The organism is Serratia inhibens, from assembly GCF_003591175.1.
Classification (GTDB): domain Bacteria; phylum Pseudomonadota; class Gammaproteobacteria; order Enterobacterales; family Enterobacteriaceae; genus Serratia; species Serratia inhibens.
The window spans coordinates 350,988-362,774 of the sequence record NZ_QYYG01000003.1; the positions used below are offsets into that span (position 1 = coordinate 350,988).

8 protein-coding genes and 1 rRNA gene are annotated in these 11,787 nt (G+C 52.4%); 4 read left to right on the forward strand and 5 right to left on the reverse strand.

Features of this window, described 5'->3' with window-relative positions; translation table 11 throughout:
• Positions 1 to 46: 46 nt before the first annotated feature.
• The 4 genes from D4100_RS14530 to gltP all read right to left on the reverse strand — a co-directional run bounded on the left by D4100_RS14530 (position 47) and on the right by gltP (position 5,981).
• On the reverse strand, positions 47 to 1,585 hold the full coding sequence (locus D4100_RS14530; protein WP_244941671.1) for a ShlB/FhaC/HecB family hemolysin secretion/activation protein: 1,539 nt from the start codon (positions 1,583 to 1,585) through the stop codon (positions 47 to 49).
• A 596-nt stretch (positions 1,586 to 2,181) separates the two neighbouring features.
• Positions 2,182 to 3,654, reverse strand: a complete 1,473-nt coding sequence (locus tag D4100_RS14535; protein ID WP_065505764.1) for a SulP family inorganic anion transporter — start codon at positions 3,652 to 3,654, stop codon at positions 2,182 to 2,184.
• Complete coding sequence (locus tag D4100_RS14540) at positions 3,632 to 4,288, reverse strand: carbonic anhydrase (RefSeq protein WP_065505763.1); 657 nt, start codon at positions 4,286 to 4,288, stop codon at positions 3,632 to 3,634. The genes D4100_RS14535 and D4100_RS14540 overlap by 23 nt, the downstream gene beginning before the upstream one ends.
• Before the next feature lie 376 nt (positions 4,289 to 4,664).
• Entirely contained in the window at positions 4,665 to 5,981 is a 1,317-nt protein-coding gene (gene gltP / locus D4100_RS14545; RefSeq protein WP_065505762.1) for a glutamate/aspartate:proton symporter GltP, read from the reverse strand.
• Between the two features lie 894 nt (positions 5,982 to 6,875).
• Between gltP and acs the strand changes: the two genes are divergently transcribed.
• From acs to D4100_RS14565, 4 genes are all read left to right on the forward strand, one after another.
• Complete coding sequence (gene acs / locus D4100_RS14550) at positions 6,876 to 8,834, forward strand: acetate--CoA ligase (protein WP_065505761.1); 1,959 nt, start codon at positions 6,876 to 6,878, stop codon at positions 8,832 to 8,834.
• Positions 8,835 to 8,925: 91 nt separating this feature from the next.
• On the forward strand, positions 8,926 to 9,237 hold the full coding sequence (locus D4100_RS14555; protein WP_065505760.1) for a DUF485 domain-containing protein: 312 nt from the start codon (positions 8,926 to 8,928) through the stop codon (positions 9,235 to 9,237).
• Positions 9,234 to 10,886, forward strand: coding sequence for a cation/acetate symporter ActP (gene actP / locus D4100_RS14560; RefSeq protein WP_065505759.1), 1,653 nt, complete (start codon positions 9,234 to 9,236; stop codon positions 10,884 to 10,886). Before D4100_RS14555 ends, actP begins: the two co-directional genes overlap by 4 nt.
• Before the next feature lie 170 nt (positions 10,887 to 11,056).
• Complete coding sequence (locus D4100_RS14565) at positions 11,057 to 11,575, forward strand: ester cyclase (RefSeq protein WP_065505758.1); 519 nt, start codon at positions 11,057 to 11,059, stop codon at positions 11,573 to 11,575.
• 92 nt (positions 11,576 to 11,667) lie between these two features.
• Here D4100_RS14565 and rrf read toward each other — a convergent pair.
• Positions 11,668 to 11,783: ribosomal RNA gene (rrf, locus tag D4100_RS14570) — 5S ribosomal RNA — on the reverse strand.
• Between the last annotated feature and the right edge of the window lie 4 nt (positions 11,784 to 11,787).

Consider the following 11,787-nt stretch of genomic DNA (forward strand, 5'->3'; position numbering starts at 1 on the left):
TCATTTTCTGCTGCTCTCCGGCAGCAAGGGCTTCATCATCAGACGCTCAAAAATACCTGGCCGCCTGAATCCAAATTCGGGGAGATTTTTCGGTGCTGTGGTCTGTACCCGAGCGGGCCAGCGGCAAAGCTGCGGTAAGGGAAACCTGATGGTGCTCGCCCCCCCACGCCAGCGAGCTGCCAGCAGCGGCCATATGTACGGTATTTTTTTCCGTCGTCCACGGCTGTTTATTGATGCGCGCCTGCCCCTGATCGAAAAATGTGCTCAGTTGCCAACCGGCCATAAGGGAATAGCGCAGTTCCAGGCTACTCTGCCACCCCAGGTCGCCGTTGCCGCTGCCTGGCGCGAAAGCACGTACGCCATAAGGACCGCCAATGCTGAACTTCTCTGAGGAATCCAGGTTGCCAGGTGCCCATTGGCCACTCAGTTGGGCATAGAGTTGCAAACGGCTACTCAGATTTTGCAGGCGCAATGCGCTGAACGTCATCTTGCTGAATTTGCCCGCAGTATCCGCCGTCAGACGATCCCAGTGACGAGCATAGGGATCATCGATAGCCAATTTGCCAAATCCGTAGGCCAGAGACGCCGCGCTCTGGCCGCCGCCAAACAGGCGATCCTGAGCGTTGGCGCTAATCTCTGCGGTCCATAAAGCAACGTGTTTGCGGCTGCGGCTGTCAAAAAGATCGATATCATCCCGCAGCCTTTTGTCCTCAAACTGCAGCTGTGCGTTGATATTCGCGGTGCGGCTGCGCAGCAGTGGCTGGGAAATAAATATGCTGTTGATACCGGCATCCCCATGAGCCTGTAATTCGCTGAAATCCTTTCCTAACCGGTAACTCATCTGCGAACGAGCGATGCCCATGCGCGTAGACCAGGGCCCGACCGGCAGTTGATAACCAGCGCGGTAGTAACGCTGATGCTTATCGCTGCTCAACAGCCGCAAATCCAATTGGTCCCCCAGCCGCAATGGGCTGTTGGCGCTAAACGCACCGCTACCCCGGTATTTGCCGGTATAGGTGTCGCCGTAGTTATCGGCCTGCAGCGAACCGCTCAACCACGGCGCCGGCTCCGCATCGACGGTCAGATCGGTCGTACCGGGTTGTGTGCCGGGCGAGAGCGTATTCTTTACCAACGAACCTGGGATATCGCTGAGCAACAACAGGCTTCGTTCGAGCGTATCGCCGTGGACAATAGCTCCACTTTTCAAGCCTGACAGCGGTTGCTGCAATACGGCGCTGCGGACATGCGAATTGTTAGTCAACCGAATTTGCCCGTATCGGCCTTCAACCACCGCGATAAGCACAGAACCGTCAACGATTTCCTGTTTAGGCAGGTAAGCGTGCGCCAGCACATAACCTTGCTGACGGTAATAAGCGGTCACGCGCTGTGCGGCTTCCTGTAATTGCACCAGGCTTGATTCGTGTCCTGCCAGCATGCTCAGTAATGGCGCCAACTGCTCGGAAGAAATAACCTGATTGCCCTCAAACCGAAAACCGGAAACCCACAAACGTGGCGAGGTGTCATCGCTAATGCCAACCTGTGTTTCCTCTGGCAGAGGAGAGGGTAAGGCTGCCGGTGCCGGCAAGCTGGGCTTCGTGGTTTCTACGTCTCTGATAACCTGCCCGGCACTGGGCAATGCAGCTTGGGTGGGCGGCGTAAGCAATATAAATAAATTGAGTACGGACCAACGCCAAAAATAAACACGGCGTATTTTCTTTAACGTAATAGCGCTTAAACATTTATTTATAAATAGTAAGAATACATTCATTAACTGCAGGTCTTCCTTTATATATTTACGAACGGAATATCCATTTCCATTACTATAATCAGCAAGCTATTTTCCCGCAGCCAGCCTGTGCACAGGCAAGAGAGGCACGCAGCAATGTGAATGGCGAGTTTTATGAGATTACTTAAAGGGTATTAAAATTCTGAGATTATTTTATCAAGGGCTAATTTAAGACGTAACGTTAACGCAAGACGTATGGTGACACCACATTAGGTGCAATATATAACACTGTCGCCATTTTAAATATAACCATCCAGATAGTTATTCTTATATTAAATTAAATATAAGCGTTTAATATTGCTTTGGCCGCTACAGCCGGTCGGTGATGTAGCGCTATCGTCATGCCAAACTACGCATATTTCCCCCTCCAGGCGCGCCGGAGGGGGAAATGTGAGCTATACCGGCCAGCGATTCAGTTGGATACCCCGGTCAGCAGCACCGGCGCCGAAGTCCGCCAACATGGCTTTGACATCCGGATCAATATATTCGGCGTTATCATGCTCAGCGATCACCACGCAGTTATCGGGGATCTGCGCCAGCAGGCTTTGCAGACGCGGATTATGCAGAAAAGTCAGGTTCTGGTGAAACCGCACCACATAATGATCGTCGTAACAGCTCAGTTGCAGCGCATTGCGGTGGCTTTTGTAGGTACTGCACAGCAACTGCGCCATCAGCCCGATAGCAATACCCGCCAACATGCCAAAGATAATGATGCCGGAAACGGTGAGAATAAAGGGGATAAACTGCGGCAGCCCCTGGCGCCACTGAGCGGTAAACAATGCAGGAGAGGCCAGTTTATAGCCGGTATACAGCAGTACCGCCGCCAGGCTGGCTAACGGGATGGTATTTAACGCATCGCTGAAGAACAGGCCGCATAACAGCAGCAGCACACCATGCAGCAGAATCGAAATACGGCTACGCGCTCCGGCATTGACGTTCACTGAGCTGCGGACAATCACCGCAGTGATCGGCAGGCCGCCGAGAAAACCGCTCAGCATATTGCCAACGCCCTGAGCACGCATTTCTTTGTCCGGCGAGGGTGCTGGCGTTTGGGATTTCAGCTTTTTCAGCGCTTCCTGACTCAGCAGGGTTTCCAGGCTAGCCACCAGCGCCAACGTCAGTGCGATGAGATAAACCGACGGGTTGCGCCAGGCACCCTGCCAGTCCGGACGACTGAGCTGCTCGCCCAACGCCTCGGCACTGCTGAATTTCGGCAGTGAAATACGCGGCATGGCACCGATGCTTTCCGGCATCCACCGCTCACCAAAGACCACGGCCAGGCTGCCCCAGAGCACCGCAACCAGTGGGCCGGGGAGATAACGGGTCAACGGGATCCGTTTCACCGGTGCGGTGGTCCACAACCACATGATCAACAGAGCCCCCAAGGCAACCAGCGCCGAGGCGGGTGACAACAGCTCGGCACCGTCGGCCAGCAACGCCTTCAGGCTTGCGTCCCCCTGTACGCCCAACGCTACCGGCACCTGCTGCATGATCAGCAAAATACCGATGGCCACCAGCATGCCCTGGATCACCGTACCGGGCACCAGCGTGATCCAGCGACCGGCACGCAGCAGGCCGAAAATAAGCTGCAGCGCCCCCGCCAACATCAGCGCCACCAGCAGCAATGAAAACGAACCCAGCGTTTCCATGGCACCGGTCACAATGGTGACCAAGCCGGCCGCGGGGCCGCTGACAGCGTAGCGTGACGGACTCAGCAGGGTGACCACGATACCGCCGATGACCCCGGTCAGCAGCCCGACGAAAGGAGGTAAACCACTGGCCTGCGCAATGCCAAGGCTAAGTGGCAATGCCACCAGAAACACCACTATTCCGGCAGGAATATCATTACGCAGAGTGCTGAAGTTCATGACCCACCTCCGCAGCGTTCTGATGGACAAGTTCCTTCAAATGCCCTTCTTGCAGATCGTAAACGCAGCCAAAAACGTCCAGCACCTTGCCCTGCTCCCAGCGTCGGCGCACCGGTTCGCTGCTAATTAAATGGGTGAACTGAGTCACCACGTGCGCGTCGATAAGCCGGTTCAGACGTGCAGCGTCGTTCCCCTCTGCCTGCTGATAATCCAGCAAGTTATGTTCCAATGAATGCCGCAAATGCGCCATCCGTCGCGCCAACGCGCTGTCTTCTTGTGCCAGCGACATTGCCGGTAACGCCACTGCAGCCTGTACGCCGCCACAACCGTAATGGCCGCACAACACAATGGCGGAGACTTGCAGGTACTCCAGCGCATATTGCAGTACGCTCATCAGACTATCGTCATCCTCAAGAACCATATTGGCGATATTGCGATGAACGAAAAGCTCACCAGGGTGTGCGCCGGTCAGTACCTCGGCCGGGACACGGCTGTCGGAACAGCCGATCCACAACGCCTGCGGCTGCTGACCGGCGACATGCTTGCGGAAATAATGCGGATTGCGCTGGCGCTGCTGTAGCGCCCAGCTGCGGTTTCTGGCTATCAGGGGTTTAAGTATCGTCACGGCATGCATCTCTCTGTTGGGGGACAAACAGGCTCTCGCCTACCCGCCCAGGAGCCAATTACATGAATCAAAATGATGGTTTTATCCCAAAGCCAAAATTGGCATGAGGCTTTTTTTACACGCACAGTGCCGTTCCTCCATAAGGAAAGGCCCTTATTAACCATAGAAGCAGCGACGAATCTGACAAGGAAAAACAGCCGGGAACTTTTAACAAAAACAAGTAAACACCCTGATTTTTATGATTAATACTCAAAAATACGCATATTAAAAAACTAAAGTAACCCCAAAGAGTACATTCTTTACATTCGCGGCCTGACTCGCCAGAAATCGGGCATAAAAAAACCCGCCATAAGGCGGGCTTTCTAATAATTGCACCAGCAGACTATTAAGACTCGCTTGCCTGTTTGGCATTGCCTGACAAGAACTCTTTCTCATAAGCCAGCGCTTTTTTGCTGTCGAACTGATGTTCCCATTTGGCAATTACCAGTACCGCCAGCGCATTACCCACTACGTTCAAAGCGGTGCGCGCCATATCCAGAATACGGTCAACGCCAGCAATAAACGCCAACCCTTCCAGCGGGATGCCGACGCTGCCCAAAGTTGCCAGCAGCACCACGAAAGAAACGCCGGGTACGCCTGCAATCCCCTTGGAGGTGACCATCAGCGTCACCACCAGAACGATTTCCTGGCCTAAAGACAACTCAATCCCATACAACTGCGCAATAAAGATGGCGGCAATGCTCTGGTACAGCGTGGAACCGTCCAGATTAAAGGAGTAACCGGTAGGCACTACAAAGCTGGTGATCGCCTTCGGGGCACCGTAGGCTTCCATCTTTTCAATGATGCGTGGCAGCACGGTTTCCGAACTGGCGGTGGAATAAGCCAGGATCAGTTCGTCCTTCAGGATACGAATCAGCGTCCAGATACGCAGATTGCACATCCGTGCCACCGCGCCGAACACCACCAGGGCGAAAAAGGCGATGGCGAAGTACACCAATAACACCAGTTTGGCGAGCGGCAACAGCGAAGCGAAACCAAAGTTGGCGACCGTCACGGAGATCAGACCAAATACCCCAATTGGCGCATAACGCATGATCATATGGGTGACTTTGAACATGCTTTCAGAAACGGCTTTAAACACCTTCAGCAGCGGTTCTTTGGTTTCTTTCGGCAATGACGACAGGCCAAGGCCAAACAGCACCGAGAAGAAGATAATCGGCAGCATGTCGCCTTTGGCCATGGAGGCAAAGACGTTCGACGGAATCAACGACAGAATGGTCGCCACCAGACTATGCGAGCCGCTTTGCACTTGCTCGGTGGTTTTTTCATATTGGGAGATATCGACCGCCGTCAGCGTCGACATATCGATGCCGTGACCGGGTTGAAAAACATTAGCCAACGTCAGCCCCACCACGATGGCAACAGTGGTGATCACTTCGAAATAAATAATGGTTTTCAATCCGAGGCGGCCTAACTTTTTCGCATCGCCGACTCCGGCGATGCCTACCACCAACGTAGAAATAACGATCGGCACGACAATCATCTTGATCAAGCGAATAAAGATATCACCGGCCGGGCTAAGAATATTACTGACCAGCCACTCGCGTGACTCCGTCTGATTATGAAGTACCGCACCGACGATAATACCTAACACCAGCGCTATCAGGATTTGCCAAGCAAGGCTAATTTTTACACTTTTCATACCCAAAGAGTCCTCAAAAGACTCCTTTCAACGTATTTAGTTGCAACACGAAGAAAAGAATAATTAATCATTTAATACGGGCTTATGTTCATTACAAGAGGGCGCCCACCTGCCCTTAGTGTGACGCTGCTTAAATCAGTACCATTTGAGCGACCTTGTCTGCAACCCTTGTTTTATCGGGCTTGCGCGCTGAATCGAATCATAAAAATTATTCACATCAGCTTCACATAGCATAATTACTTGTTATTAAAAACATAATTTTATGTGGTGTAAGTCACATATTAATCCGATCGTTTAATTTTTACCCATGATTAAAATGCGTTATTTTTCGCAGAATCTGCATATTTAGTCCGCTAATGATGTTTATATTATGTTGCGCGAAAGTTTTAAAAATGAAAACAAAAAAATTTCACCTGGTAATTACTTTGTTGACATTTTTCGTTAGAAACAAAAATGAGAATTATTCATATCTAATAAGTATTCATAAAAATACTCATCAAACAGGGTAAGCCGCGGACAGGCTTATTAAACCAAGAGTGGTGATAATAACCTTACTATTAATATCGACAGGTATATTAATAGCCAGCATACGTCTAAATGGTTGAACAGAAATTAATACTCAAGGTTTTATATTCGCTATGCTCTATAGGAAGTGCGTGTAGTCTGGGATTGGTTATTCTTTTTGGTTCTTTAGATAGCGTTTTCTGACAAAAACCACCTATTTAACCGATTTTTCCCGCCAAGCGGGTAGATACACAACGCAAATAAGACAGAACTATTACAAATCAATATCTTTGTTGCGTGATCTGCCGCGCAAAAAAGAAACAAAGAATCATAGCAAACTATACTTAACCTTCACTTGACATATCATTAACAACTTCAAGGAGAAAAGCTATGAGCCAAGTGCATAAACACGCTATTCCTTCTGCAATTGCAGAACACGCCCTGATTAGCCCAGAACAATACCAACAATACTATCAACAGTCGGTGCAAGACCCGGAAGCCTTCTGGGGGGAGCAAGGAAAAATTCTGGACTGGATCAAACCTTATAACCGGGTAAAAAATACTTCGTTCGACCCCGGCCATATCAGTATCCGCTGGTTTGAAGACGGCACTCTGAACCTGGCGGCCAACTGCCTCGATCGCCATCTGGCCGAACGCGGTGACCAGACTGCCATTATCTGGGAAGGTGACGATCCCACCCAGTCGAAACAGGTGACCTACAAACAACTGCATCACGATGTCTGCCAGTTCGCCAACGTACTGAAAAAGTTGGGAGTCAAAAAAGGCGACGTCGTGGCTATCTATATGCCCATGGTGCCGGAAGCCGCGGTCGCCATGCTGGCCTGCGCACGTATCGGTGCGGTCCACTCGGTAATTTTTGGCGGTTTCTCTCCAGAGGCAGTCGCCGGCCGTATTATCGACTCCAACTCCAAGCTGGTTATCACTGCTGATGAAGGCCTGCGCGCCGGGCGTGCCGTGCCGCTGAAAAAGAATGTCGACGATGCGCTGAAAAACCCTGGCGTGAAAAGCATTACCAACGTGGTCGTTTTCCAACGTACCGGCAAGCCGGGTTATTGGCAGGAAGGCCGTGATTTATGGTGGCATGAGCTGATCAACGGCGTTTCCGCCGACTGCCCACCGGAAGAGATGAACGCGGAAGACCCGTTGTTTATCCTTTATACCTCCGGCTCGACCGGCAAACCCAAAGGCGTGCTGCACACCACCGGTGGCTATCTGGTGTATGCCGCCATGACGTTCAAGTACGTCTTCGACTACCACGACGGTGACGTGTACTGGTGTACGGCCGACGTCGGCTGGGTTACAGGCCACAGCTATCTGCTGTACGGCCCGCTGGCCTGCGGTGCCATCACCTTGATGTTCGAAGGCGTGCCAAACTATCCTGGTGTCAACCGCCTGTCACAGGTGATTGATAAACATCAGGTCAATATCTTGTATACCGCCCCCACCGCCATTCGTGCGCTGATGGCCGAAGGCGATAAAGCGATCGAGGGCACCAAACGCGATTCACTGCGTATCATGGGTTCGGTCGGGGAGCCGATCAACCCGGAAGCCTGGGAGTGGTATTACAACAAAATCGGTAACGGCAAATGCCCGATCGTCGACACCTGGTGGCAGACCGAAACCGGCGGCTTTATGATCACCCCGCTGCCCGGCGCCACAGAGCTGAAAGCCGGTTCTGCCACGCGGCCGTTCTTCGGCGTGCAGCCTGCGTTGGTCGATAACGTAGGTACACCCCAGGAAGGTGCCTGCGAAGGCAATTTGGTGATCACCGATTCCTGGCCGGGCCAGGCACGCACGCTGTTCGGCGATCATGATCGTTTTGAGCAGACTTACTTCTCCACCTTTAAAGGCATGTACTTCAGCGGGGACGGCGCACGCCGTGATGAAGATGGATATTACTGGATCACCGGCCGTGTCGATGACGTGCTGAACGTTTCCGGGCACCGTCTGGGCACCGCAGAAATCGAATCTGCGCTGGTCTCGCATCCGAAAATCGCCGAAGCGGCGGTAGTCGGCATTCCGCATAATATTAAAGGCCAGGCGATTTACGCCTATATCACGCTGAATCATGGCGAAGAACCTTCTCCCGAACTCTATACCGAAGTTCGTAACTGGGTACGCAAGGAAATAGGGCCAATCGCCACGCCAGACGTGCTGCACTGGACAGATTCTTTGCCCAAAACGCGCTCCGGCAAGATCATGCGCCGCATCCTGCGCAAAATCGCTGCGGGTGACACCAGCAACCTCGGGGACACATCAACCTTGGCGGACCCGGCGGTAGTCGACAAGCTGTTGGAAGAAAAACAATCAATGAAAGTACCGTCGTAATTTCCGCCGTCTCCGGCCGTTCATCAGGAAAACACCCGATGGACGGCTGTCAGCGCGGCGTTCTCGATCAATACCTACTGGAGACGCACTGATGAATGACACCATTTATCAAAGGATTGAGGAAAACCCGCGTTTTAAAGAGCTGGTACGAAAACGCGGCCGTTTCGCGTGGCTGCTTTCGTTGATTACGCTGGTACTTTACGTTGGCTTTATTTTACTGATCGCTTTCGATCCGCAATGGCTTGGTACGCCGATCTCCGCCGGATCAACTATCACACGTGGGATCCCGGTGGGTGTGGGCCTGATCGTTATCTCTTTCGTACTGACCGGGATCTACGTATTCCGCGCTAATGGCGAGTTTGATCGCCTGACTGCAGAAATCCTGCGTGAGGTGAAGAAATGAAGCGTTTACTGTCCGCCGTCCCCCTGCTGGCTCTGCCGGGGTTGGCCTTTGCCGATGCCATTGGCGGTGAAGTACAACGTCAGCCATTGAATATTCAGGCGATCGTCATGTTCGTGTTGTTTGTCGGCGCCACCTTGTATATCACCTATTGGGCTTCCAAACGCACCCGATCCCGCCAGGACTATTACACTGCTGGGGGAAAAATCACCGGCCTGCAGAACGGTCTGGCTATCGCCGGTGACTTTATGTCGGCGGCCTCTTTCCTCGGCATTTCCGCGCTGGTGTATACCTCTGGTTATGACGGGCTGATTTACTCTATCGGCTTTTTGATCGGCTGGCCTATCATTCTGTTCCTGATTGCCGAACGCCTGCGTAACCTTGGCCGCTATACTTTCGCTGACGTAGCCTCTTACCGTCTGAAACAAAAACCGATCCGCACGCTTTCCGCCTGCGGCTCCCTGGTGGTGGTCGCGCTGTATCTGATTGCTCAGATGGTCGGGGCCGGCAAGTTGATCCAATTACTTTTCGGGCTGAACTATCACGTTGCAGTAATTTTGGTCGGTATTTTGATGGTGTTATACGTTTTGTTCGGCGGCATGCTGGCAACGACCTGGGTACAGATTATCAAAGCGGTGCTGCTGTTGGCTGGTGCCAGCTTTATGGCGCTGATGGTAATGAAATCGGTTAATTTTGACTTCAACACCCTGTTTGCCGAAGCCGTGAAAGTGCATCCGAAGGGCATCGCCATTATGAGCCCGGGTGGGCTGGTCTCGGATCCTGTTTCCGCGCTTTCCCTGGGGCTGGCACTGATGTTCGGTACTGCCGGTTTGCCGCATATTCTGATGCGCTTCTTCACCGTCAGCGATGCCAAAGAGGCCCGCAAAAGCGTGTTCTATGCCACCGGCTTTATCGGTTACTTCTATATCCTGACCTTTATTATCGGCTTCGGCGCAATTTTGTTAGTTGGCCCTAACCCGGCGTTCAAAGACGCTACCGGGGCGCTGTTGGGCGGCACCAATATGGCTGCGGTGCATTTAGCCAACGCGGTTGGCGGTAACTTCTTCCTCGGCTTTATCTCTGCAGTCGCCTTCGCCACCATCCTTGCGGTGGTTGCCGGCCTGACGCTGGCAGGGGCATCTGCGGTATCTCACGACTTGTATGCTAGCGTGGTTAAAGATGGCAAAGCGACCGAGCGTGATGAACTGCGGGTTTCCAAGATCACCGTGGTGATCCTGGGGATCGTGGCTATTGCACTGGGAATTTTGTTTGAGAAGCAAAATATCGCCTTTATGGTGGGGCTGGCCTTCTCTATCGCCGCCAGCTGTAACTTCCCGATCATTATTCTTTCGATGTATTGGTCACGCCTGACAACCCGTGGCGCAATGATCGGTGGCTGGCTGGGCTTGCTGACCGCTGTGATCCTGATGATCCTGGGCCCGACGATTTGGGTGCAGATCCTTGGCCATGAAAAACCGATCTACCCTTATGAATACCCAGCGCTATTCTCGATGCTGGTGGCATTTATAGGGACTTGGCTGTTCTCCGTCACCGACAGTTCGCTGGCCGGGCAGCAAGAACGCGAGCGCTTCCGCTCTCAGTTTGTACGTTCGCAAACCGGGCTGGGCATCTCTCAGGGTAGCTCACATTAACTGAATAATAAGTGAAAAAAGCAAACACCCCCTAATCAAAGGCCCTTCGGGGCCTTTTCTCTTTCTGTCAGTTGTAAATATTCTTTAAAGGTTCATCGCTTCTATCGGGGTTTTTCATTCGGCTAACAGGAATCAAGATAAGTGCTCTGAACAATACAAGAGACAAAATCATGAAACAGCCTACGGCCTTGCTATTGTTGGCCTTTGCCGGCAATACACTGGCAGCCCCGCTCATAGAGCCATTGCGACTGATTAGCGACCACACCCTTCCGGTTGCACAGCTGCAGGCGCAAATACTTGCCGCCAAGCGCTACGACAGCTTCTGGAATACAGGCGATAAGATGCTGGCAAAACAGGCGCTGGCCCGTGACTTTACCGATATGACCTTGCCTGCAGGCAGAATGCAGGGTATTCGCGGAGCGTTGGAGGCCTCGACAACCTTCCGCCAGGCCGTCCCGGATTTACGTTGCGAGGTGACGCAAATGATTGTCTCCGGTGATCGCGTCGTGGCGCATTTGCACTTTAGCGGGCATTTCACCGGCCGTTTTCAGGGTAAACAGGGAAAGGGACAACTCATTGATTTTATTGCAACTGATATCTATCAGATCAAGCAAGGAGCGATAACCGCCAATTGGCATATTGAGGATAATCTGACGTTATTACGGCAGTTGGGGATCGTGAAAATGTAGCAACTGGGGCGCAGCGTAGCTGCGTCCGTTATTTCCTGACCCCAAAACAAAAAGCCCTACGCTTTCACGTAGGGCTTGTTGCTTTATTTGATGCCTGGCAGTGTCCTACTCTCGCATGGGGAGACCCCACACTACCATCGGCGCTACGGCGTTTCACTTCTGAGTTCGGCATGGGGTCAGGTGGGACCACCGCGCTATTGCCGCCAGGCAAA

Excerpts from the sequence above, each read along its gene's own strand:
- D4100_RS14565 (WP_065505758.1), top strand. The coding sequence starts at position 11,057 with ATGAAACAGCCTACGGCCTTGCTATTGTTGGCCTTTGCCGGCAATACA.
- D4100_RS14540 (WP_065505763.1), bottom strand. The coding sequence starts at position 4,288 with ATGCATGCCGTGACGATACTTAAACCCCTGATAGCCAGAAACCGCAGC.
- actP (WP_065505759.1), top strand. The coding sequence starts at position 9,234 with ATGAAGCGTTTACTGTCCGCCGTCCCCCTGCTGGCTCTGCCGGGGTTG.
- gltP (WP_065505762.1), bottom strand. The coding sequence starts at position 5,981 with ATGAAAAGTGTAAAAATTAGCCTTGCTTGGCAAATCCTGATAGCGCTG.
- D4100_RS14535 (WP_065505764.1), bottom strand. The coding sequence starts at position 3,654 with ATGAACTTCAGCACTCTGCGTAATGATATTCCTGCCGGAATAGTGGTG.
- D4100_RS14555 (WP_065505760.1), top strand. The coding sequence starts at position 8,926 with ATGAATGACACCATTTATCAAAGGATTGAGGAAAACCCGCGTTTTAAA.
- acs (WP_065505761.1), top strand. The coding sequence starts at position 6,876 with ATGAGCCAAGTGCATAAACACGCTATTCCTTCTGCAATTGCAGAACAC.